Origin of the sequence: Bradyrhizobium sp. (genome assembly GCF_049519115.1) — a bacterium.
GTDB lineage: Bacteria > Pseudomonadota > Alphaproteobacteria > Rhizobiales > Xanthobacteraceae > Bradyrhizobium.
This window is the reverse complement of record NZ_JBEKRB010000041.1, coordinates 58,307-79,937: the sequence shown is the minus strand read 5'-3', so window position 1 is coordinate 79,937 and position 21,631 is coordinate 58,307. Positions and strand designations below refer to the sequence as shown.

Annotated in this window: 31 protein-coding genes; 9 read left to right on the top strand and 22 right to left on the bottom strand. The window is 60.6% G+C overall.

Features of this window, described 5'->3' with window-relative positions:
- Positions 1-36: 36 nt before the first annotated feature.
- Complete coding sequence (locus tag ABSE61_RS26330) at positions 37-1,674, bottom strand: hypothetical protein (protein WP_423874075.1); 1,638 nt, start codon at positions 1,672-1,674, stop codon at positions 37-39.
- A gap of 90 nt (positions 1,675-1,764) precedes the next feature.
- Positions 1,765-3,498 carry a L,D-transpeptidase gene (locus ABSE61_RS26325; RefSeq protein WP_423874074.1) on the bottom strand — a complete coding sequence of 578 codons (1,734 nt, stop codon included), beginning with the start codon at positions 3,496-3,498 and terminating at the stop codon, positions 1,765-1,767.
- A 334-nt stretch (positions 3,499-3,832) separates the two neighbouring features.
- Here ABSE61_RS26325 and ABSE61_RS26320 point away from each other — a divergent pair, with 334 nt between their 5' ends.
- Complete coding sequence (locus tag ABSE61_RS26320) at positions 3,833-4,381, top strand: CreA family protein (protein WP_423874073.1); 549 nt, start codon at positions 3,833-3,835, stop codon at positions 4,379-4,381.
- A 226-nt stretch (positions 4,382-4,607) separates the two neighbouring features.
- Here ABSE61_RS26320 and ABSE61_RS26315 read toward each other — a convergent pair whose 3' ends face one another.
- Both ABSE61_RS26315 and ABSE61_RS26310 read right to left on the bottom strand, forming a co-directional pair.
- The gene (locus ABSE61_RS26315; protein ID WP_423874072.1) at positions 4,608-4,904 is read right to left on the bottom strand and encodes a DUF6719 family protein; all 297 of its coding nucleotides are present in this window, start codon (positions 4,902-4,904) and stop codon (positions 4,608-4,610) included.
- A 162-nt stretch (positions 4,905-5,066) separates the two neighbouring features.
- Positions 5,067-5,846, bottom strand: coding sequence for a cobalamin-binding protein (locus ABSE61_RS26310; RefSeq protein WP_423874071.1), 780 nt, complete (start codon positions 5,844-5,846; stop codon positions 5,067-5,069).
- Between the two features lie 109 nt (positions 5,847-5,955).
- On the opposite strand from ABSE61_RS26310, the gene ABSE61_RS26305 reads away from it, so the two are divergent.
- Both ABSE61_RS26305 and ABSE61_RS26300 read left to right on the top strand, forming a co-directional pair.
- Entirely contained in the window at positions 5,956-6,354 is a 399-nt protein-coding gene (locus tag ABSE61_RS26305) for a PaaI family thioesterase (protein WP_423874070.1), read from the top strand.
- A gap of 142 nt (positions 6,355-6,496) precedes the next feature.
- Positions 6,497-7,120, top strand: a complete 624-nt coding sequence (locus tag ABSE61_RS26300) for a GNAT family N-acetyltransferase (protein ID WP_423874069.1) — start codon at positions 6,497-6,499, stop codon at positions 7,118-7,120.
- A 49-nt stretch (positions 7,121-7,169) separates the two neighbouring features.
- Here the strand turns inward: ABSE61_RS26300 and ABSE61_RS26295 are convergent, their stop codons facing one another.
- The 4 genes from ABSE61_RS26295 to fabG form a co-directional block, all read right to left on the bottom strand.
- Positions 7,170-7,472 carry a hypothetical protein gene (locus ABSE61_RS26295; RefSeq protein ID WP_423874068.1) on the bottom strand — a complete coding sequence of 101 codons (303 nt, stop codon included), beginning with the start codon at positions 7,470-7,472 and terminating at the stop codon, positions 7,170-7,172.
- A 97-nt stretch (positions 7,473-7,569) separates the two neighbouring features.
- On the bottom strand, positions 7,570-7,869 hold the full coding sequence (locus ABSE61_RS26290) for a putative quinol monooxygenase (protein WP_423874067.1): 300 nt from the start codon (positions 7,867-7,869) through the stop codon (positions 7,570-7,572).
- Positions 7,870-7,900: 31 nt separating this feature from the next.
- Complete coding sequence (locus ABSE61_RS26285; protein WP_423874066.1) at positions 7,901-8,575, bottom strand: DUF2161 domain-containing phosphodiesterase; 675 nt, start codon at positions 8,573-8,575, stop codon at positions 7,901-7,903.
- 76 nt (positions 8,576-8,651) lie between these two features.
- Entirely contained in the window at positions 8,652-9,332 is a 681-nt protein-coding gene (gene fabG / locus ABSE61_RS26280) for a 3-oxoacyl-ACP reductase FabG (RefSeq protein WP_423874065.1), read from the bottom strand.
- Between the two features lie 224 nt (positions 9,333-9,556).
- On the opposite strand from fabG, the gene ABSE61_RS26275 reads away from it, so the two are divergent.
- Positions 9,557-9,763, top strand: a complete 207-nt coding sequence (locus ABSE61_RS26275; RefSeq protein WP_423874064.1) for a hypothetical protein — start codon at positions 9,557-9,559, stop codon at positions 9,761-9,763.
- Between the two features lie 109 nt (positions 9,764-9,872).
- Positions 9,873-10,202 (top strand): MliC family protein, encoded by a 330-nt coding sequence (locus ABSE61_RS26270; RefSeq protein WP_423874063.1) that lies wholly within the window; start codon positions 9,873-9,875, stop codon positions 10,200-10,202.
- 56 nt (positions 10,203-10,258) lie between these two features.
- Here ABSE61_RS26270 and ABSE61_RS26265 read toward each other — a convergent pair whose 3' ends face one another.
- Entirely contained in the window at positions 10,259-10,450 is a 192-nt protein-coding gene (locus ABSE61_RS26265) for a DUF2735 domain-containing protein (RefSeq protein WP_423874062.1), read from the bottom strand.
- A 554-nt stretch (positions 10,451-11,004) separates the two neighbouring features.
- Here ABSE61_RS26265 and ABSE61_RS26260 point away from each other — a divergent pair.
- Together ABSE61_RS26260 and ABSE61_RS26255 are read left to right on the top strand one after the other, a co-directional pair.
- Positions 11,005-12,042: a glutamine synthetase beta-grasp domain-containing protein gene (locus tag ABSE61_RS26260; protein WP_423874061.1), complete on the top strand. Its 1,038-nt coding sequence runs from the start codon at positions 11,005-11,007 to the stop codon at positions 12,040-12,042.
- Between the two features lie 135 nt (positions 12,043-12,177).
- A complete protein-coding gene (locus ABSE61_RS26255; protein ID WP_423874060.1) occupies positions 12,178-12,870 on the top strand; it encodes a substrate-binding domain-containing protein in 693 nt (230 codons plus the stop codon).
- Positions 12,871-13,052: 182 nt separating this feature from the next.
- Here the strand turns inward: ABSE61_RS26255 and upp are convergent, their stop codons facing one another.
- The 6 genes from upp to ABSE61_RS26225 all read right to left on the bottom strand — a co-directional run bounded on the left by upp (position 13,053) and on the right by ABSE61_RS26225 (position 15,841).
- Positions 13,053-13,682, bottom strand: coding sequence for a uracil phosphoribosyltransferase (upp, locus tag ABSE61_RS26250; protein WP_423874101.1), 630 nt, complete (start codon positions 13,680-13,682; stop codon positions 13,053-13,055).
- A gap of 92 nt (positions 13,683-13,774) precedes the next feature.
- Positions 13,775-14,050, bottom strand: a complete 276-nt coding sequence (locus tag ABSE61_RS26245; protein WP_423874059.1) for a hypothetical protein — start codon at positions 14,048-14,050, stop codon at positions 13,775-13,777.
- 186 nt (positions 14,051-14,236) lie between these two features.
- Positions 14,237-14,407, bottom strand: a complete 171-nt coding sequence (locus tag ABSE61_RS26240) for a hypothetical protein (RefSeq protein ID WP_423874058.1) — start codon at positions 14,405-14,407, stop codon at positions 14,237-14,239.
- 8 nt (positions 14,408-14,415) lie between these two features.
- Positions 14,416-14,649 (bottom strand): DUF6894 family protein, encoded by a 234-nt coding sequence (locus ABSE61_RS26235; protein WP_423874057.1) that lies wholly within the window; start codon positions 14,647-14,649, stop codon positions 14,416-14,418.
- A gap of 427 nt (positions 14,650-15,076) precedes the next feature.
- Positions 15,077-15,502 carry a COG4315 family predicted lipoprotein gene (locus ABSE61_RS26230; protein WP_423874056.1) on the bottom strand — a complete coding sequence of 142 codons (426 nt, stop codon included), beginning with the start codon at positions 15,500-15,502 and terminating at the stop codon, positions 15,077-15,079.
- Between the two features lie 144 nt (positions 15,503-15,646).
- Complete coding sequence (locus tag ABSE61_RS26225) at positions 15,647-15,841, bottom strand: hypothetical protein (protein ID WP_423874055.1); 195 nt, start codon at positions 15,839-15,841, stop codon at positions 15,647-15,649.
- A 193-nt stretch (positions 15,842-16,034) separates the two neighbouring features.
- Here ABSE61_RS26225 and ABSE61_RS26220 point away from each other — a divergent pair, with 193 nt between their 5' ends.
- Positions 16,035-16,286 carry a hypothetical protein gene (locus ABSE61_RS26220; RefSeq protein WP_423874054.1) on the top strand — a complete coding sequence of 84 codons (252 nt, stop codon included), beginning with the start codon at positions 16,035-16,037 and terminating at the stop codon, positions 16,284-16,286.
- 80 nt (positions 16,287-16,366) lie between these two features.
- Here ABSE61_RS26220 and ABSE61_RS26215 read toward each other — a convergent pair whose 3' ends face one another.
- The 5 genes from ABSE61_RS26215 to ABSE61_RS26195 all read right to left on the bottom strand — a co-directional run bounded on the left by ABSE61_RS26215 (position 16,367) and on the right by ABSE61_RS26195 (position 20,266).
- The gene (locus tag ABSE61_RS26215) at positions 16,367-17,137 is read right to left on the bottom strand and encodes a hypothetical protein (protein ID WP_423874053.1); all 771 of its coding nucleotides are present in this window, start codon (positions 17,135-17,137) and stop codon (positions 16,367-16,369) included.
- Between the two features lie 107 nt (positions 17,138-17,244).
- The gene (locus tag ABSE61_RS26210) at positions 17,245-17,589 is read right to left on the bottom strand and encodes a tRNA-binding protein (RefSeq protein WP_423874052.1); all 345 of its coding nucleotides are present in this window, start codon (positions 17,587-17,589) and stop codon (positions 17,245-17,247) included.
- A 637-nt stretch (positions 17,590-18,226) separates the two neighbouring features.
- The gene (locus tag ABSE61_RS26205) at positions 18,227-18,592 is read right to left on the bottom strand and encodes a hypothetical protein (protein WP_423874051.1); all 366 of its coding nucleotides are present in this window, start codon (positions 18,590-18,592) and stop codon (positions 18,227-18,229) included.
- Between the two features lie 77 nt (positions 18,593-18,669).
- Complete coding sequence (locus ABSE61_RS26200; protein ID WP_423874050.1) at positions 18,670-19,857, bottom strand: hypothetical protein; 1,188 nt, start codon at positions 19,855-19,857, stop codon at positions 18,670-18,672.
- Between the two features lie 217 nt (positions 19,858-20,074).
- A complete protein-coding gene (locus ABSE61_RS26195; RefSeq protein ID WP_423874049.1) occupies positions 20,075-20,266 on the bottom strand; it encodes a hypothetical protein in 192 nt (63 codons plus the stop codon).
- Positions 20,267-20,420: 154 nt separating this feature from the next.
- Between ABSE61_RS26195 and ABSE61_RS26190 the strand changes: the two genes are divergently transcribed.
- Positions 20,421-20,615 carry a hypothetical protein gene (locus ABSE61_RS26190; protein ID WP_423874048.1) on the top strand — a complete coding sequence of 65 codons (195 nt, stop codon included), beginning with the start codon at positions 20,421-20,423 and terminating at the stop codon, positions 20,613-20,615.
- 60 nt (positions 20,616-20,675) lie between these two features.
- Here ABSE61_RS26190 and ABSE61_RS26185 read toward each other — a convergent pair whose 3' ends face one another.
- Together ABSE61_RS26185 and ABSE61_RS26180 are read right to left on the bottom strand one after the other, a co-directional pair.
- On the bottom strand, positions 20,676-21,140 hold the full coding sequence (locus ABSE61_RS26185) for a hypothetical protein (protein ID WP_423874047.1): 465 nt from the start codon (positions 21,138-21,140) through the stop codon (positions 20,676-20,678).
- 140 nt (positions 21,141-21,280) lie between these two features.
- A complete protein-coding gene (locus ABSE61_RS26180) occupies positions 21,281-21,526 on the bottom strand; it encodes a hypothetical protein (RefSeq protein WP_423874046.1) in 246 nt (81 codons plus the stop codon).
- Between the last annotated feature and the right edge of the window lie 105 nt (positions 21,527-21,631).

The window sequence follows — 21,631 nt, the reverse complement described above, 5'->3', positions numbered from 1 at the left end:
GTTGGGGATATCTTCGGTTCCGGGCGTGACAAATCTTCAGGACCGCGCTGGCGGGCACCAGGGCAGCGGCATCAGCGGCATGTAATACTGGTTCCAGTCGCACATCGATTCCGGCCCGCGGCGCTGAAGCGCATATTTGATCGGTTCAGACTGGCTGACCACGATCTGCAATGCAAAAAGAACCAAGGCTACCGGAAAGGCCCATGTGTGAAAGCGCAGATCGCTGAAGGAAGCGAGCAAAAGCGCGCCCGAAAGGATGATCAGCGGGTCGGTGAAGATAAAATATTCCGATTTCAATCCCCGCCGCACACCCAACGCGTCGATGCCAACCGCCGCCATCAGCAGGAGCGAGGCCTGGATCGCGACCTGCCTTTCGCCTTTCATCCAGGCATAGACGATCCCGGGCACGATCAGCCAGGTCAGGAACACGGTCGGACGCGGCGAGGAATGCAGTACGAAGGAATACCGCGCGGCCACCGAGGCGATGCCGTCGAGCAGCAGCCAGAAGATGTCCGAAAGGCCTGATTGGTTGGCGGCGGCTGCCGTTCCGCCGTCGACAAACTTCAGCATCTTTTCCAGCGGATTGAACACCGCAATCACATTGCTGGCGTTGTAGTCGAGGTTGAGCGCGAGGAGCGCCACCAAGGCGCCCGCTACGACCGCGGCCATCGATGCCAAAGCTTCCGCGGCGCTGACGCGCCAGATCGCGGCATAGGCCAACATGCAACCGCCAATCAGAAGCAATAGTACGGCCTGATAAACTCCAAAGCGGCCGAACAACAGCGGACGAAATCCCGCGGTGTCGAGCAGTGTGCGATCGAGGCCTGTCGTGATCAGTGGCCACGCGAGGCTCACCGCGACTGCGGCTGCGACCACGGAGACAATGGCGAGCGCGAGGGCTGGTCGGCCGTTGCGCCAAAACGGAACGCTGGCGCTTGTCGTGGATCCAAATGGCAATAGGAGCACGGGCAATGCTGCGATCAGCAGGATCGCTTGCACTTTGTTCTCCAGGCCCAGCACGCAAAGCGCGGCCGCAAGCGCTATCCAAAGCGGACGTACGAGGCTCGCGCGGCGCCCGGTCACGATCAGGATCATCAGTGCGAAAATCACCAGACAGGCGGCGACAAGTTCGGTGCGCAGGATACGCTCGTGCACGGCGAGCCCGCCGGAAAAGGCAAATGCAAAGGTTGCGATCAAAGCGAGGCGCCAGTCGCGCACGACCGCACGGATGAGGCCTGCGAAAACCAGAACGCTGGCCGTTGCGATCAGCCAGGCGACCAGTCGGCCAGCGCGGACAACATTGGTCATGGCAGCATCAAATCCGTGAGGATCGGACGCCGGAGGCATGCTCGACAGCGAATAGGAATTGAGCAGGCCGAGCCCGTGCAGAATCTGAAACCAGACTTTGACGATGAGGATGGTGAGATAACCGGTGTGGTCGAAGAACTGCTGCGGCTTGCCGTCATTGAGGACAAGCGCGTTGTAGATCACCATGAAGTCCATATCGGCGTTGCGCCAATAGGCCACCGCGTAACCGTAGAGGAAGAAGGATACCGCGACGCTCAAGACGATCGCGGCAAGTCCCGGCCACCAGCCGAGAAAGGTCAGCGGCATGAGCGCGTCGAAGCCGGTGCGGGATGCGGGCCGGGGCGCTGAGGTCGGGGATGGGTCCATGCCGCCGGTCTTTTAATGCATGACCCGGAAAAATGAACGCGCTTTTCGGCCGCCGCGCGCTGAACAAACGCCCAAACCGTCCTTAACGGGCTAACGCAGCGAAACGATGAAATCCGTTCCTTCGCCGGTCTCTCCGGCCGCAATGCCCTGATCGGAGATGATGATCGACCCACCGGTCGAAATCGCCTCATAGATCTTCGCCATGACTTCCGCAGGGAGGCTGAGACGGTCCAACGCTTCGGCCGGGCTATCGGGGGTTGGCAGCGCCTTCGCCTCGATCGGGCCTTCGCTTGCAACCTTGCGGCTGCGCGTCATGCGCTCTTCGGCGCGCCGGTTGGCGGCTTTGGCGGGCACGGGCAGCGAGACCACTGACCAGTGCAGGACGTTGGCGTCGCTCTTGTCGACCTGCGCGGTGAAAATATGCGTGCCAAGCGGCCGCTCGTCGGCGGCGATTTTCACGGGCACGTCGAACAGCGGCGCGAGGTTCTGCCTGACGTAAAGTTTGGAATCCTTGCGACTGACGAACACCGCGATCTGTTCCGTCTTCTTCAAGGGAAGCCCCATTTTGGCGAAATCGCTCTTCGGGTCTGCCTTGAGCGGCATGCTGGTCGGACCGACAGGCGCAACCGCCGGCGCGGTTGCCACCGTTTTATCGTCGGGCTTGGCCGCTGCGTCAGGCATTGCGGGCTGATTGGCGGCAGCTTCAGCCGGTTTGGCTTCACTGTCCGCGATCTTCGCCGGCTGCGCTTCGGCGGGACTGTTGCCGGCCGGCTTCGCTTCCGCCGAAGCTGCCTCGTCATGTTTCATGGCAGCCGGATCGATTTCCGATTTTGGAGCGTCCGTCTGGGTTGCGGTCGCGGATGAGTTCGGCTTGTCGGAAGCTGAAGCTTCCGCCGGCTGCGACCCGTGTTCGCTGAGCGGTGCGGCGTCCGACATCCCGTTTGCAGACAGCGTCGTCGGCAGCGCGCCGCTGGCGTCAGCGGTTTTCACATTTGGCGAGGTCGAGGCATGGTTCTCGTCGGCTGCCGGCTTCATGTCGGCGTGACCGACGGTCGAACGCAGCTCGAGCCTGGTATCGGCGTCGACCGTTTTTTGCGCCGTGCCGGCGTCGACCTGCGCAGGCCGCTCGGGCATCTGAACCGCCGCGGCATCCGCTTTCGTCTCTTCCACCGCGACCGCTTGAGGTCCGACCTTTATCGCCGCCAGCAGAGGATGCGAGAAGCTCGCCGGAGTAACATCGCCCGGCGTGATGATGACGCGCGCGCTCATCCTGGTCCAGTTGTACATTTTGACGGCGAAAGCCGCCGGCATGCGGATGCATCCGTGCGAGGCCGGATATCCCGGAAGCACGCCGGCATGCATCGCGACGCCGGACCATGTGATCCGCTGCATGAACGGCATCGGGGCGCCGCTATAGATGTTGGAGCGGTGGAATTTCTGTTTTTGAATGACGCTGAACACGCCCATGGGTGTGGGGTGGCCTGGCATGCCGGTCGAAACCGGCGACTCCGCGAACAGGCCGTTGGCGTCGTAAAGGCGAAGCTTTTGCTGGGCGATCGAAATCGAGATGATCAGCGGTCCCTGCGGCTTGGAGTCCTTCTCGACGGCAGCCGATTTCTTTTCACCAAGGCGATGAGTTTTGGGGTGTCGCGCCGGAGCCTTCGGTGCCGGTTCTGCGACAGCAGCGGGCGCAGAATCTTGCCAGTAGTAGATGGCGGCTTCCGCCTGCGATGTAACTCCGAGCGTTCCGGTTGCTGCAAAAACGGCGAGTTGCCAAAATCGTTTGCCCCCAATCCCTTGTCCACTCACGCGTGTGCCTTCCATCTTTCAGCTTCCGATCGAATGTTGCAGACGAGATACGCGTTCACCAGCGTAACGCTTTCAGGCCCGCGATTTTGGCCCCAAGAGTAACAAAAAAGCCTCACCCAATATTAACAACCGGGCTGCTTTAGCCTTCCCGTGACCGTGGCCGGCCCCTACATCGGGGAAACCCGTCAGGGCAGTTGAGTTCCTTATCGAATATCCTCATTTGGTGGCTCACGGCGGGTTTTTGAATTAATCCGCGGTGGATCAATAGCTTGCTGATGCGCTTTGGTTCCGGAGTTCAACAGACGAGGGATGCCGCTGTCGTGTCGTAATCGGGTATCAGGAGACCTTCATGACATGCCTTACAAGCCGACCCCGTGACGGGGGTTGGCGAATCACGCTGCTGCTGGCGATCGCGTTGCTGGCGCATGCCGGATCGCCGGCGCTGGCGGCGGACGACCCGGATCTGATCTTTCGCCGTTCCACGGTGTTCAAGTGGCTCAGCCCTAACGACAAGCTTGCGACCTACGGCATCGACGATCCGGAGGTTGAGGGAGTAGCCTGCCATTTCACCGTGCCTGAGCGGGGCGGCGTCAAAGGCTGGCTCGGATTAGCCGAGCAGGTGTCGGACATTTCGCTCTCATGCAGCCAGATCGGCCCCATCCATTTCAAGAGCAAGATGGGGCAGGGCGACGACATATTCCGGCAGCGGCGATCGCTTTTCTTCAAGAAGATGCAGATCGTGCGCGGCTGCGACACCAAGCGCAACGTGCTGGTCTATATGGTCTACTCGGACAGGCTGATCGAAGGCTCGCCGAAAAACTCGACCTCATCGGTGCCGATCATGCCTTGGGGAACTGGCGACACGACGATCCAGAAGTGCGGCGAGTTCATCGAATAGGAACAAGATTCTCTCAGTGCTCAGGATTTTGGAGCGATCGGGCCGGGGCGCACCCCCCGGTGCTTTCCCAGCATGAGGGTCGCGAATCCAACCAAGTGAACGAATTTTGCGGTGCCTTTTCCCTGGCGAGATTATCGGCATCGGCGGTCCAATGACTGACGGCGATGGTTGAAATCGTTGTTTTTTAAGAGGGTCTGGCTTCGCCGAGGCCGATGCGAACCGCTTGCTATTTTGTCTTCGGCCCGACACGGGAGACACACTTTCGGGCGGGAACCACACCGGTGGATGTCATCTTGGTGCCTGATACTTCTTTGATCTGGCCGGCAGGACACGTCCCATCGTCCACCTTGACGCGCTGACCGAGCCTCAACTGGCCGGCAGCTGGTTCACTGGACAGAGGCTGCGCCGCCATCGCCGGCAACTGCGCAAATATTACAAAGGCGGCCAGAACACGGGAGGCCTTCAACAAAACGCGCGTGCCGAACGCTTCGATTGCGGATGGGAGATTGCGATCGATCGTCATCGGAGCTTTTCCATCGTCGGTAACGTCTCGCCAAATCTATTTCTCGCCAAGTCTTGTTTCTAGCGAAGTCTATTTCTAACCAAGTCTATTTCTAACCAAGTCTATTGAGACGGCGGCGATTCTCAAAGCGATCAACGTATCGTCGACGCAACGCTGCTCATCTCAAGGCCACAGCGCCGCGAGGATGGCGTCCAATCCGTCCGTGAGCGCGGCGGGGCCAGGCTGCAGGATCAGCGGCGACTTGATCTCGACCACCCGATCGTGACGAACGGCTGGAATGTCATCCCATCCTGTCCGCCGCTTGATCTTGTCCGGAACGACTTTCTTGCCGCACCACGACGCCAGGATGATGTCGGGCGCAGCAGTTCGAACCAGATCCGGCGATATGATCCGGTCCTTCGCCGACTGCTGAAATCGCAGGTCGGGTAATATGTCCTCGCCGCCCGCGATCTCGATCAACTCGGACACCCAGCCGATGCCGCTGATCAAGGGATCGTCCCACTCCTCGAAAAAGACCTTCGGTTTGGGAGAAGGGCGCGCGATCGACGCAATGCTCGCCAATCGCTTCTCATAGCCGGCAGCGAGATCGTCCGCGCGGCTGTTGGCGCCAACCAGCGCGCCCAGCGTGCGGATCATCGCCAGAATGCCGGCAATATCGCGCTGGTTGAAGACATGGATCGCGACGCCGGCGCGGACCAGTTCGGCGACGATGTCGGCTTGCAGATCGGAGAAGGCGAGAACGAGGTCGGGCTTGAGATCCAAAATCTTCGGAATATCGGCGGAGATGAAGGCGGAAACCCGTGGCTTCTCGCGCCGGACCTGCGGCGGTCGCACGGCATAACCGGAAACGCCAACGATCCGGTCCTGCTCGCCGAGCAGATAAAGGGTCTCGACCGTTTCCTCGGTGAGGCAGACGATGCGGCGGGGAGGGAACTGGCCCATGGAAGTGTTATGCAGAACACAAGATGGCTTGTCACGGGCCGCACCGGTTGAAGATCTTATTTCCGGTTTTTAGGCACCGGTGAAGTGACTGCGCAAGGAGCATCGAAGGATGACGCCGCTTGAAAAAATACGCTCGATGAAAATTCCGTTTGCGGAATTGAAGGGAGTGACTTTCATTGAAGCCGACAAGGACCGCGTCATGGCCAAGATGCTGGTTCGTCCCGATCTCTGCACCGTCAGTCACAGCATTCACGGGGGCGCGGTGATGGCATTCGCGGATTCCGTCGGTGCCGCGGCGACCGTGATCAATCTGCCAGAAGATGCCAAGGGCACGACCACCATCGAAAGCAAGACCAATTTCATTGGCGGAGCGAAGGAGGGAACTACCGTCATTGCCACGGCGACGCCGATTCATCGGGGGCGGCGTACCCAGGTCTGGCAAACGCGCCTGGAAACCGAGGAGGGAAAGCTCGTCGCGATCGTAACGCAGACCCAGATGGTTCTCTGAGTGTGACCTCAATTGCGCGTCGTGGGTCAACCACAGGCCGCTTTTGCGGCCGAAAACGGCCTTGAATTTCATGTTGCGATGCACAATATGAATGGTCTAGGGATTCGGCGCCTCCTCGAGGGCTACCAAGAGGAGATTGGACGTGAACTATCAGGACGTTTCGGGTTCGACGGTTTCCAGGGGCATCGTTCGGACGTTGAGCCGGCAGGAAGAACTGTCGCTGCTCCGGGATCATCTGTTGAGGCTTGACCGCCAAAGCCGGCATGATCGCTTTCACGGCTTCATGGACGATAGCTTCGTCGAACGTTACGCGGAAAAATGCGCGAGCGACGGAACCGTTATCATCGCCTATCTCGAAGATGGCGTGGTGCGGGGTGCAGCGGAGCTTCATCCGCCGGAGACGTCGCCCGATGTACTACCTGAAATCGCGTTTAGCGTGGAAGCCGGTCTGCGCCGCCAGGGGGTTGGAAGTCTGTTGTTCCGCAAGCTGATCGAAGAAGCGCGCGCCAAGGGTTATCGCTTCCTGCGGATCACGACCGGCGCTCAAAACGACCCCATGCGCGCGCTTGCCAACAAGTTTGGCGCCCATCTGACGTTCCGTTATGGCGAATCCACCGGAACGATCGACGTGAAGGAACAGCCGCGGCCAGAGCTTGAGCGGCCCGCAATCATCACGCCGGTCGATGCCGCGCGCGCGGTCATCCACTTTAATCGAGCTTACTGGAAGTTTTTATTGCGGCTGTACGGCTGGAAGCAGATCGCGTGAACAAGCTGACGGGCAGACGCAATTAATCGTCAGCGCCGCCGACGGCTCTCTAGGTGCCGGTCCGCTTGTCGTTGCCGAATTTCCTCACCACGCGGCGCTCGACCACGATCGAGCGTTGAGCGCCCTGTTCACCCGCGATCACACGCGTTGCAGTCCGCGCCTGCACGCGTCCAGCCTTTCTGACCTCGGCAATGACGGCTTCGATCGGCATGCCCATCAGCGATGAGGCAATTTCAGCCTGTTCGCTTTGGTCTTCGGTGATGCCAGCGGCCGCGAAGATCGCCTCTTCGAGGGTGGGCGGATCACGCCGAACGCGCCGCGGTCCGTATTTGGTGTTCCAATCCTGGCTCATCGCCGACCCCTTAGTCTCGCGGGAGATATTTAGGGATGCGTATGTTGCATTGCAATATGAAATTGATGTGGCAATACAGCTATGCATTCGTTTGACGTCAAAGGTCCTCGACCCGTGCAGCGTCAAAAATCTCGATCGTTGAAGCGCCGGCCGCGAGAGATTTCAGCGCCCGAACAAAGTCCCGCGAGGCCGGCACCACGAAATGAACACTCAGCGCGGCGCGATCAGCCCATTGCTCGACGAACACCAGGCGAAGCGGATTCTCGCAATCGATATGCACCGCGTGAGCGAGACAACCCGGCTCAAGCCGCGAGCGATGCACGTGCTCCAGGCTCAATCGTCGGACTTCATCGAAGGAATCCTCCCGCGCCGTCACGCTCCCCGTCACAAGGATCATCGCATTTCTCCCGGTATGTGACTCATAGCGCTTACTCGGCAGCGCCAGTCATCTCGAGCGGCTGCTGTGGCCAGCGCTTGAGCGCAGCACGACCCGAATCGGTCAGGACGTAGATGCCGCGCTCGACGCGGTCGAACCAGCCGTAGACATTGTGCAGCAGAATCTTCGGCGCGTCCGGAATGGCGGGTTTGAGTTCGCCCACCTTGCGGGGACCTTCGCAGAGCGCCGCGGCGCAGGCCAGGGCCTGTTGACGGTAGGCGGTCATGATCGGGGCACGGGTGCTGCCGCCGAGCGCCGGGTCGCCTTGACGCTTTCGATGTTCGGCGATCAGGCGCGAGCGCCGCTTCGGATCCCGGCGAGGAACGGTGGTCGGGGCGACGATCACCTCGACCGCGCCCGTTGTGGTGACCGCGAGCATGCCGAAGCCGAGCCGGCGGCAGAGATTGCGAAACCGCGCATCGCTCTCCCGTCCTTTGCCCCGTTCGGAGAATTTGGCGGCAAGCCACACTTCGTCGCTGGCACTCGCGCGGTCAACCGCTTGCAGGATCAGTTCGAGGTTGAAGGCGAGCTTCAATTCGCCAATGACCACGATTGGAGGTTCGTCACCGGAAAGAGCTACGAGATCGCAGCCGCCGATCTCGCCCTTGACCGTTAAGCCGAGCTTCTCGAGAAATTTCTTGACGGGCAAATAAAGCGCGGTTTCCAAGGGCCAGGCATCCCTGCACAGTGACCTAACGACTCACTGCCCAGTTTACCCCATATCGCGCGCGGGCTTGGGCACCTTAAACCCGTCCACTGACCGGGAGCAGTGCACCGGTGACGGCGCTTGCCGCGTCACTTGCCAAAAACAGGATGACGTCAGCCAGTTCTTCCGGCCTGACCCATTTTGCAAAGTCCGCATTCGGCATGCTGGCGCGGTTGGCCGCGGTATCGATGGTCGACGGCAGCACCGCGTTCACGGCGATCTTGCCTTTCCATTCGGCGGCCAGCGCCTCGGTGAGGCGGTGCACGCCCGCCTTGGATGCCGCATAGGCGCCCATGCCGGCGCCGGCTTGTAGCGCGCCCATCGCGCCGACATTGATGATCCGACCTGCACCCGAGGCCGAGAGGTGAGGGATCGCCGACCGTGAGGCGTTGAGCGCGGTCAAAACGTTGAGCGCATACATGCGTTGCCAGGTTTTCGGATCGCCTTCGGCGGTCGTCTCAAAGGCAAACCCGCCGGCGATGTTGACCAGGGCGTCAAGTTTGCCGAAATGCGAAGCCGCCGCATCGATCGCTTTCTTGGCCTCGCTTGCGTCAGTGAGGTCGACGCCGCCAAGTTCGATCCGGTCGGGCGTTGCCTTCATCGTCGATGCGGCGTGGTCAATGGCGGTGACCCGAGCGCCTTTGGCGAGAGCTGTCGCCACGACGACCTTGCCGAGCGCGCCGGAGGCGCCGGTCACGACAATGATCTTTCCTTCCATGACGGAATCTCCGAAGCGAGGCAATGCAACTGCGACCTTACTATGAGTGCGTAAAATCAGTTGGCAATGCGGCCAAAGCACTCCGGCGCATACACGTTTTCGCGAAAGAACCGCCCATATTCCGACACTTGTTGGCGATCGTTAAAATTTGCCGGAGTTTTGTAAGTGAAACGCAGACTAGTTGAGCTATGGCTAGGTCTCGCTCAATGAAGGGTCGAAGCATCATGTTGAAACATCTGCCCGACCACGGGTTGCCGCTGGTCCAGCTCAAAGAACAGCGGCGCGATTTGGTGGTCGCTCTGCAAAACCGTAACGGCCCGGTCAACGCCTGGGAATTGATGCAGATCGCAGCCGTTCAGCAGGCGATTTCCGCGTTCGAGGATGTCATTACCGATCTCGACGCTGAAATGGAAATGGAAGCGGCCGCCTGATCGCTTCGCCAGCCCAGCCCAAGCGCTTCCGCGGCCGTGGACTATACACCTGCGTTCTCCGGCGCTATTGCAGGCCTGCATCCGAGGATGCAGGGCTTCGAGGGCGACGATGAGATGGCAAAAGGCTGCCTTGGTCTGGGCAGGAATTTTGGGCGGGGCGGCAATTTTCGTCGCGGGCTTTGTTATCCAGGTATCGCCAGCATCGGCCCAGACGTTTGATTCCTATCGTTGCGCCGACGGCACGCATTTCATCCTGGCGTTTTACCCCAGTGACAAGCGCGCCTATTTGCAGATTGACGGACGTGCCGTGACGCTGAGCAAGAGCCTGACCATGCCTGGCGGCCGCTATTCCGGCAGCGGGGTAAGTCTCGTTATGACCGCTACCGGCGTATTGATCCGGCATCTGCGGCGCCCGGTGACGGCGTGCGAGCTCTCTTGAAAACCTCGCAAGCCGTGCTCAACCGGCGCTCCGCATCATCTTAAGCTAAACCAGCTTTAGTTATCGCGACCGCGTTCGGCAGCTTCCCGAATGGCGGCTTCGTGGTACCAGCTTTCTCCGACAGCCGCTTCATGCACGCGGGCTGTGGCGGGCGTAAATTCTTCGCGACGCTTGACGCCGAGAGCTGCGCGGCCCCCGGCGGGAAATTGATAGATGCGCGCGGACTCCTGACTGCGATTGGTATTCATCGATATCTCCATTGGTCGAGACAGACTCAACTCATGCTGCGCCCGACTCGTTCGTGTGCGGTTACTGGAAAGCCGATATCGGTCCTGCACGCCCACGGCGCAACCTGATTAAAACGAATTCATCAACTGACTAAAATAGATGCAGATTTGCCTTTGCACCTTGCAGAGCAGTTTCTGGCCGAGGGGCGCGATCGCCGCGGGTGGGGTTGCCGGCGACCCCGGTTTTCTTGCGTAATGTTGCGTGAGCTTGCCGCATCGTTGACCGTTATGGATGTGCCTTGCAGCGAATGCCGAGGAAACAGGCGTCGATGCGAGGTAAGGGCGGCTCTCACCACCATCATGGACCGATTCGGCCGCGCGCCTTTGCCGCACCCCTTCCGGTACTAAAACCAGTGAAGCCATTCCAGGGAGCCCGGGTTACCGCGCTGCAATAATTGGCACTTTTATTGCTTATTCATGACTGGCCCACGCGGCCGGGTACGTGTGTGGGGGCCGGAGCCGATTTGGCGGCTTCGTTCTCACGCCTTTCGCATCATCAACTCATGAGAGGCTCAATGACCAAATACAAGCTCGAGTATATTTGGCTCGACGGCTATACGCCGACGCCGAATCTGCGCGGCAAGACGCAGATCAAGGAATTCGCATCGTTCCCGACGCTGGAGCAGCTGCCGCTATGGGGCTTCGACGGTAGCTCGACCATGCAGGCGGAAGGCAGAAGCTCGGACTGTGTGCTCAAGCCTGTTGCGGTGTATCCCGACAGCGCGCGCACCAACGGTGTGCTGGTAATGTGCGAAGTCATGATGCCGGATGGCGTCACCCCGCACGCGACGAACAAGCGCGCCACCATTCTCGATGACCCCGGCGCGTGGTTCGGCTTCGAGCAGGAATATTTCTTCTACAAGGACGGCCGTCCGCTCGGCTTCCCGACCACCGGTTATCCGGCGCCGCAGGGCCCATACTACACCGGCGTCGGCTACTCGAACGTCGGCGCCGTTGCCCGCGAGATCGTTGAGAAGCACCTCGATCTCTGCCTCGCGGCCGGCATCAACCACGAAGGCATCAACGCCGAAGTCGCCAAGGGCCAGTGGGAATTCCAGATCTTCGGCAAGGGCTCCAAGAAAGCCGCCGACGAGATGTGGATGGCCCGCTACCTGTTGCAGCGGCTGACCGAAACCTACGGCATCGATGTCGAGTATCACTGCAAGCCGCTTGGCGACACCGATTGGAACGGCTCGGGCATGCACGCCAACTTCTCGACGACCTATCTGCGAGAGACCGGTGGCAAGGCCTATTTCGAGGCGCTGATGGCAGCCTTTGAGAAGAATCTCATGGACCACATCGCCGTTTATGGGCCGGACAACGACAAGCGCCTGACCGGCAAGCACGAGACCGCTCCCTGGAACAAGTTCAGCTATGGCGTGGCCGATCGCGGCGCCTCGGTCCGCGTGCCGCACTCGTTCATCAAGAACGACTACAAGGGCTACCTCGAAGACCGTCGTCCGAATTCGCAAGGCGACCCCTACCAGATCGCTTCGCAGATCCTGAAGACGGTGGCCTCCGTTCCGACCGGCGCAAAGGCGGCTGCGGCGTAATAAGTTCACGTAGGGCGGGCTGTTAGGCTCGACCTTCAACATGATCCGCCAGAGTGCCTGCTCTGGCGGATCATTGCGTTTTGAGCGCGCGATCTCCGTGCTAAAAGCAGCCGCTGCTTCTGCGGGGTTCCTGGCATGGAAAATTCGGTGCGGGTGTTGTCGACGCTCGCTTTGGCTGGCGCGGTTCGGGCGCTGGCCGAAAAATATCAGGCGGTGAGCGGCGCGCGCATCGACGCCGATTTCGCGCCGACCGTGCGGCTGCTCGAGCGGTTGAAAGAGGGCGAGACCGCCGACGTCCTCATCCTGACCGAGGAGGGGCTTGCGGGTCTCGCCTCGGCGGGAAGCGTGGCCGCGGAAAGCTGCGTCGATCTTGCGCGCTCCTATATCGGGCTGGCAGTCAAGGCAGGCAGCCCTCATCCCGATATCTCGACCGAGCCCGCACTGCGCTCAACGCTGCTGGCGGCGCGTTCGGTCGCCTATTCGCGGCTGGGCGCCAGCGGCATTTTCTTCGCGCAGTTGATTGTAAAAATGGGCATCGCCACCGAGGTCAACGCCTGCGCCACCGTCGTTCCCATGGGCTTCACCGCCGAGCGCCTCGTCACCGGCGAGGCGGATGTCGCGATCCAGCAGCTCAGCGAGTTGAAGCAAGTCAACGGCATCGAGGTCGTGGGGCCACTGCCGCTCCATTTGCAGATACCGGCGGTGTTTTCCGCCGGCCGGATGGCGACATCGAAGAACGTTGCCGCAGCCGACCTCTTGTTGAAGTTTCTCAGTTCTCTTGACGCGACGCCCGCGCTGATCGAGTCCGGACTGGAGCGGCTGGCTTAGGCGCCCGCGGAACAACCCGTCGTGAGTGTGATTGACAAACCAGGCTCTATCAAACGGGGATCGCTGCATGATCCGCAAACTCAAGTCGGGCGAGTACTGGCTCTATTCGCGCAAACTCAATCCGAAGACCGGCAGACGGCGCAATCTCGGCACCTTCAAGTCGCGTGCGGCGGCGCGTTTCGCTATTTCGTGCCGTACATCCGGTCGCCGGCGTCGCCGAGACCTGGCAGGATATAGCCGTGATCGTTCAGTTTCTCGTCGATCGCCGCGGTCCAGATCGGAACGTCCGGATGTTCGGCCTGAAAATGGTTGATGCCTTCGGGCGCGGCCAAAAGGCAAACGAAGCGCATGTCGTGCGCGCCGCGCGTCCTCAGCAGGGACGCGGCAGCCGAGGCCGAATTGCCCGTCGCCAGCATCGGATCCATCAGGATCACGGTGCGGTCCGACAGATCGGTCGGTGCCTTGAAGTAATATTCGACCGCCTGAAGGCTCTCGGGATCGCGGTAAAGGCCGATATGGGCGACGCGGGCAGACGGCACCAGCGCTAGCATGCCGTCGAGGAAACCGACACCGGCGCGCAGGATCGGCGCAAACGTCAGCTTCTTGCCGGCGATTTTGGGGGCCTTCATCGCCATCAGCGGCGTTTCGATATCGACCATCTCCAGCGGCAGGTCGCGGGTCACCTCATAGCAGAGCAGCATGCCGATCTCGTTCAGAAGCTCGCGAAAACCCTTGGTGGACCGGTCGGTCTCGCGCATCAGCGACAGCTTGTGCTGGACAAGGGGATGGCTGACGAGATGAACGTCAATCATGGAAGGCATGCGGTCTCCTGGTGCAGACAGTCCTTCCGATAATCCCGGTTTTTGCCGCCTTGTCGAGGCCGATGCCGCCCGTCGATCAGGGGTTAGCGCAAGGTCTGACCGCTCGCGTGGCTGGCGGGCTTGCGCACCGGCGCCGGCGCAGCGTAGCTCCCGCTGCCCTCGTGGCAGGCCATTTCAACCCAGGAGCCGTCGGAGCCCTTCTGATAAGCGTGACAACCCGAAGTAGCCGGCGCTTCCTCGACGGCTTGCGCATTGGCGTTGGCGTGGGAATTCGGGCTCGAGCCGTTGGCGAGTGCAGGTAAGGCGAGGGCAGCCAAAACGGCGATCGATCTGACGAAGACCGATAGCGCGATCCGCATGGGAAATTCTCCGCAAAATGGTTGGGATCAGTTCCCTTAAATAAAAAAACAATTTGGCGATTTTTGGCCGGAGGTGCGCTCTTAAGGCTTTTGGCGAAGTGACTTGTTTAATGAAAAGAAAACGGCACCGCCGCATTGTCGCCGACGGTGCCTTCGAGGTGGGCTTTACCAGCCTGGGAGGAACGTTCAGAGCCCTTGGTCGCGGTGTTTGGCGTGCCATTTGGGGCCGGGGCCGCGCATGTAGTGACGTTCGGGCCGATAGGGATTGCCCGCCATCCGAAGCAGGCGCTGCCAGCCCCCGACGAGCGCACTGAGGTGCTGGCTAAACGGAAGCGAGGCGAACAGCGTGACCAGCATGGTACCTCTCAATGGGACTTGCCGAGGACGGAGGCGAACGGCATCGCGAAGATCTCATCGCCGAAATCGTCGCTGGCATGCAAAGTCCAGCTTCGCCAGTCTTCGCCTGACGGCGCCATCACCAGCGAGCGCACGACCTTCGTGGCCTGTTCCATCGCTTCGGTCAGGCTGCCTTCCGGCGCCAACCGTCGATCGATCCAGATGCCGGCGTCGTTGGAACAATGAAAAAAGAGCTGGGCCATGGTCCGTCTCCTCACCGGAAAACGTGATGCATGGATTCACATAGCAGCACCGCGTGAGTCGGAAAATCCGGAAGATTGCGGAGTGAAACTGCGGGGAATTCAGCCAATTTTCTTCAACACTGCTTGCATGTGACTTCACGGTTTGCGGTAACCGATTCGATTGACTCATGGATTTCGGAAAAAGCGTCGTTGCGCGCGCAAGCGAAGCAATCCAGTCGCTGAGGATTTGAGACGCAACGCACGCACCGTAGTGCTACGGTCTTTCGCGTATGGCGGAATTTGCGTAATCGAAGACCACAGACCCTGTCGGCTTTGGCCATGTGGGTGTGGGGGATGTTCGCGAGGCCCCGGTCTCCTAGGCTCACCGGGCCTCGCGTTCCCTCAAACTGACTTTTCCCTCGACATCGATGGTGAGATCGTAACGGCGTTAGAGCGCCGGGCGCGCGACGTGCCAGAGATCGGCGCCGTCGAATCCGTTGACGTCGCCGGGCGCCTTGTCGGATTGCGAGGTGTAGAGCGGGCGATAGCGATAGGCCCACATCTTGCTGCCGTCGCTGCGGATAATCACGGTGAAATCGCCCTTGGCCTCGGCTTCGTTGTCCGCGGCCAATGGTTTCCAGCGCTCGGTGCACTTTCCGTCGCAGGTCGATGCGTTGCCGGAGGTGTCGCGGTCAAACGTGTAGAGCGTCATGCCATTATTATCGACGAAGATTTGCCCCTTGCGGGTCTGCGCTACCTTCACCGGAAACAGCGGGGCTACTTTTTTCGGCGGCGGCGCCGGCTCTTCGCCATGCGCAAAAACGTCGCCGGCCGACAGCAAAAGCGCTGCGGCAATCACTGCAATTCTGAGCATCCTGGCCCCGCAATAACGTAAATCGCGCGTTAACGCGCTTAATGGGTTGCAATCATAAGGGCAGAAAGTTAGCGCCGCGTTGCGGTGGGAGCGGACTGACGTCGGGAAAATAATACCGGATGAAGCGGCCCGTGCGGATCGCTTCTAGCCGCGGCGCTCCTGCTCCTTCAAAAGCTCGTCGAGCTCCTTGCTCTGGGTCTCGATCCGGTCGGCCAGCCGCTCTTCGTTCGCAGCGCCCGATTGCGCCGCCGCCTGTTCGGTGAGCTGGCGAAGATTGTCGCGCAGGATCGCGATGCGGTTGGCAAGCTCGGCTGCGGAAAACAAAGTGAAGTCGGTCATGCGGCATACCCTCGTGAGGTCAAAGGAATCTAGCGGAACAACGAAGTCTCATCCATAGCCGCGGACGAGGTTTTGATCTGAATCAGGCCGCGCAGGGTGCGGCGCAGCAGCGGTTGGTTCTGTGCACGATGGAACACAACTCGGTCTCGCAAGTTCCTGTCTCTGCATCATGTGATTGATCCAGGAGATTTCCATGCGCTCCAAGCTTGCTTTCCCGGTCCTCGTGATCACCTCGTTATTCGCCGCCACGACAATCGCATCCGCGCAGACGGAGCCGGCCGCGCGTGCGCCCGCCACATCCAACGCGATGGCTTCCATGCACCACGACACAATGAGGCGCCACCATCACCATATGGGGTATTCCCACCATGTGGGGTATTCGCGCCGCGAGATGGCCAAGTCGCGGCCAGGTGGCCTGCCGGTCTCGCGCAAGGCGGCGGACTAGCGATTTGTTGTCTTGTCATCGTTCTGTCACGGCCCCGCTGCGGCGGGTCCGTTTTTTTTGAAGATTAAAGGTAAGCCCGATCATTTCGGCGCCGCCGTGACGAGGTGCAGCCGCGTCCAGTCCGACGGCGGCACTTCGCTCGCGCGCGCGTTCGCGTTGTTGCGATCGACGATGTCGAGCAATTCGGTGTCGACCCCCATCTCGCGCAAATAGACGCGGAATTGCTCGCCATAGATCGTGGTGAGGCTTTCGCGGTGCTCGTCGGAGACGTTGGGCGCGAGGCGATTGTGAATCGTCATGCCGGTCAGGATCACGCGGCTTCCTGCGGGCAGGGTGCGATGAACGCCGCCGGCCAAAATCAAAACGCAGGCGATATCGCACAGCGATTTCGACGTGGTGAGCGTGGCCTCCAGCGGCCCGCCCGGCCGCTTCAGCGCGAAACAATCCGCATCAGACTTGTCCTTGCAGGCCGCGACGTCGGTGGTGCCTTCCGTGGTGTCGATGCCGCGATCGTGCAGGATGCGTCCGAGGCCGACCGCGACATTGAGACTGGATTCGCCCCACGAATGAATCACCAGCGGCAGCTTGCGTCCATTCTGCCGGTCGAGGATCGCGATCAGCCGCTTGAAGGTGTCCCACTGCACCGTGCCCTCGGCCGCGATCCAGTCGGCGCAGCCCGGACCGCAAGCACCCTCAGTGCCATGTGCGACATAGAAGATCATCGCGTCCGTCGGCGAACCGAAGCCGCCGACCGGCGGCCGCGCGGTGGTCTGGCCCTGCGCCGCACCGGCGCTTGCGATGACGGCAACGAGCAAACCCAGAAAAATTGTGCGAAATGGGTTTGCGCCCATGACCCGCGAGCCCCTTTTTAAAGTCCCCTGGAAATCCGCTTGGAATTTTCCTTGGCAAAAAGCTCAGCTATTTTCAGTCGTAAATCGCTTTCGCGCAAGCCGCCTCGTCAGTACACCGGCTCGCCGGCTGCGACCTCGCTGCGGGGTGAGAGAACGATCACTTTTCCTTCCGCGTTCTTCGCCCCGAGAATGAGCAGTTCTGACGTGAAGCCGGCGATGTTCTTCGGTGCGAAGTTACAAACACATACGACGAGCGAGCCGAGGAGTTCGGCGGGGTCGTAATTAGTGATCTGCGCGCTCGACCACATAATCCCGTCAGCGCCGACATCGACGCCGACTTTGTAAGAGGGATTGCGCGCGCGGGGAAACGGCTGGACCTCGACGACCTTTCCGATCCGGATGTCGAGGCGGGTGAAGTCGTCATAGGTGATTGACGGTTTGAGGTCAGGCATGTCGTGGGCTCAGTTGTCGTCATTCCGGGGCGCATCGAAGATGCGAGCTACGATGTGCAATGGCACATCGGAGAATCCATAGCGCCATTAGAGCGCTTGGAGAAATGGATTCCGGGCCCGCGCCAAGAGGCGCGTCCCGGAATGACGGCCGAAGTTGAGACGCAGTTTCAACTTCCCGCGACGGAATTCCGCCGGAGTTATGAAAAAATCACCCGCCCAAAAAACAGAGGGCGCAGGGAAAGCCGGGTGCCGAGCCGACACCCATAGCCTCGTGTGCAACAAAAAAGCACACGAGTTAGTCGCCACAGGTGCGCCGGAACATCCGGCTTTCCCTGCGCAGTGGTTTTAAAGGTTTCCTTCGGGCTCTCCCTTTGATCGGGCTTTGTTGTCACCATCCCCACGCAATGCGAAGCATTGTCGCGAGTTGACCTCAGGATCGAGAGGCCAGGACCACACGACTTCGCCGTCCGCTTTTTGCGTCGCTCGTCTTGCGCCGCCAAAGCGTCCACCGCATCCCGCCCAACGTTCGTGACGATGGCAAACGCCCTCTTATCGAGGCGGGACGGGCGAGGCTGTAGGCGTGATTTGCCCGACGGGTTAAGCGAAATATTTTTGCGAGCCGGACTGGACGGTAGACTCAGCGTTGAGTGCGCTGGCGAAATCGGATTTTTGGCGCAAAGCTGTATCCGCGATTCCGGGGCGCACCATGGTTCGCATCTTCGATGTGTCCCGGAATGACGGCGGCGAGACCCGAGACTCTATTCGTCTCAGGCCGTTCGAGCGCGGGAGTGTTGTCTTGTATCGCGGGTTCGTCCCAGCCGGCAGCGGGAGCTGACAATTCGACCACGATTTCACGGCGAAAGACCAGCACAACAAGGCTGCCGAACGTCACGAAGACGCCGGCCAGGCCCATCGCTCCGCCGCTGAACATCACGGCAAGGGCGACGACGCCAAGGGCAACGGACACGCTGCGGGCGCAAAGCAACATTCTCAGATCGCGCACGGGCGCTCCGATCAGGCGCGACGCCGGATTCGATCGACGGTTCGTTCCAGATCGCCGCGATGGTTTTCTCATGTTTGCTATGCCGCCGGACCGCCCGAGGGCTGATACCGGCCGACGAGCTTCAGGCCGCGCGCAAGTCCGTTGGTCAACAGGTCATGGGCCTTCCATCCGAAATATTTCAGGCGGCCGGAAAGCGACCGGTGGCGACGCAGGCTTTGCGATCCGAGCACATGGGCGACGCCGTCGGGAAACCTGCTCAGCTCTGCGTCGACCAGCGCCGCGATCCGGTTCATGACGCTGTCGAGCCGCGCGCCCCATTCCGACCGATCGAGATGGTCGATGCGAACCCGCAAGGCATATTCGGTATCGTACAGCTCGGCCAGCAGGTCCCTCGCAACGGTAACCCTGTCGGTCTTCAGCGCCGTGCGCAACGCCGTTATCTTGTCCTCCAGCCGGTCGAGTACCATCGAGACGGCGATCGCATAACGCGTCGCGGCGACATCGGCCGCATCCTTGCTTGCTGCGCCTTTGGTCGCCAGGCGGATCAATTGCCAGAATGCCTTGAGCCGGTTTCCCACCAAGGTGAGCGCAAAGGGAAGCGCCTCCGGATGACGCTCGCAGCATTCGGCGAGCAGCGCGGTTACCTTGGCGACCTGCGCCCGCTCGAGCTTGGCGATGCTCGCCGGCAACTGATCGCCGAACTTGGTGAGCGCGTCGCGCGAGCGAAGCACGTCCATCAGCTTGAGCAGATCTGTAAAGGCAGCGCTCGAGGTCGTATAGGTCGCAAGGCCTCCGCGCGCCCGCGTCGTGCCCTCAGGGGAGCCAAGCGCGTTATCGAGATAGCCAACGATCTTGGTCTGAAAGGCGGCCGCGACTTTGCGGACCTCCGCTTTTTTGTCGGCGGCGATCAATGATCGGGTCTGGACGACATATTCCGCTGCCATCGTCGGCAGCAGATCGTGGCTGATCCATTCCCAGATCGCGCTCAGCGAGCCGCGCAGGATGCGGCCCGAATTGTCATGCGCCGGCGCGCCGTCCGCCAGCAGCGGCTCTACCGGTAGAAAAAAATGGCGCGACGGATTGGCGATTCGATCATGCGATTTTCCGCTTTTGCGAAATTCAGCCCGCAGGACTTCCAGCATCGAGGCCGCGCCGGGCAGTTCCGCGCCGCACGCTTCCAGCCGTTCGAGTTCGATCAGAAGGCTGCTGCGCGCCTGCGCCGTCAGCTGCTTCAGATAATCGCCAATCGGATCGCCCTGACTCATGGCCTGCGCTTCCGTTCAATATGACCGGCAGACACGCCGGCAACCGCCATGGAAAGAAGCGAGTCGATCAGGTCGTCGTAAACGAAGGCGTAAATCCCGGCCGCGTGGAAATACCTAGGTCAAGCCCGTCATCGCCCCCGACAGACGCAACGCATTTGCGCAAGGAAAAGCCGTCGCGGGCAGGCGTCGCGACAAGGGCTCGCGAGACCGGAAACCTCTACTTGACCCTTCGGCCCTTGAAGAAGCCGGCGTTCGTGGTGTTCTGCTTGATATTGGCCGTCTCGCCCTGTTCGGCGGTGTTTTCCGTATGGTCCTTCTTGTGAGACGTGTCTCTCTCAGCGTCGGCATTCTGCGGAACGCCCTTGTTGCTGCGATTGGCGGGTGGGATCGGCGGCATGCGACCGGTCATTGGAGTTCCCTTTGCGACGTTGAAGGGCTCGACCTTAGACCCAAACGCCGCCTCCATCGCGAAATCTATTTCACCTCCGGCGGCTCGATTGTTGGAACGTTGTAGGGAATCGCGAGTTCGTTCGGGCTGGGAGCTGACAACCAACGAGGATTTCATGGCCAAAGACGAGCACAACAAGGCAGCCGAACACCACGAAACCGCTGCCAAGGCGCATCGTTCCGCCGCCGAACATCACGGCAAGGGCGACCACGCCAAAGGCAAGGAGCACGCAGCCAGTGCTAAGCAGCATTCCCAGTCGGCGCACCAGCAGTCCGACGCGGCGCATTCCAAGAGCCAACAGCAGAAGTAACTGAGTCAGAGGGCCGGTGAAAACCGGCCCTTTTTTTCCGGAGTGTAAAGCAGCGTCGGATCAATCCTGCTTCTTGCGCTCTCCGGCATCCAGGATCCACGTCCGGTCAGCAAACGCGACATAAATCCGCTCCTGCCCAAGCGCCGTGCCTAACTCTATCGATAGTTCGTTCAGCATCGCCTCGATGGCCTCATTGGACAGATGGCCGAGATAGGCGTGGACGGCCTCTCCAGTGAAGAGCGCGACCGGTTCGCGGTCGGACCCGACGGTCCCGTCCGGCCGAGGCCACGCATAGGTCACTTCGGCGCGGGTGAACATGCCGGACAAGGCAGGCTGGCCCGCTTCGACGCGGCGCTTCATCCAGGCGCGCGCGGTGCGGACGGCTTCCGAGACGTCGAAGACACGGCCCTCGGCGTCCCAGCCCTCGCGCAAGCCGACGCTGATCCGAAAATCGCGGCGCGGACCCAGCGAGCCGGCAACGATCGAATAGTTGTCAGTCTTTGGCGCGGCGGGTCTGGTCGGCATTCTCTATTTCGTCTCCATAGCGTTTTCGCGCGAAAGCCTGCCCCGGAAGCGATCCGGGGTGAGAACCGGTTCGCATAGCAATCAAATTTACGCAGATTGCGTAGACTTATCTGCGGTAGAAAACGCGTCAAAACGAAAGACTAATCGCCAACCTCGACGAGCCTCGAATCCTTCGGCTGACCGCGCAGTTTTTTACCGGGTCCGTCTTTCGCTTTTTTCTTCGCGCCGGCCTTGAGGCGATCGGGCTTGCTTTCCAGATCGGCCATCAGCTTCATCAAAATGGCATCGCGCGTCTTTTTGCTTTTCAGGGAATAGCGGTGAATCTTGATCGTCAGCCTGTCCTTGTGCGCGTGATATTCATGCTCGATCTTCGGCTCTTTGGACATTTGACCCTCCGGTTCCCGATCATTTCGGCTTTGTTTTTTGTCGGTTGAGCAAAGCACGCCGGATGGTCGCGGGATAGGGCGAATTAGTCCGTCATTGCGAGGACC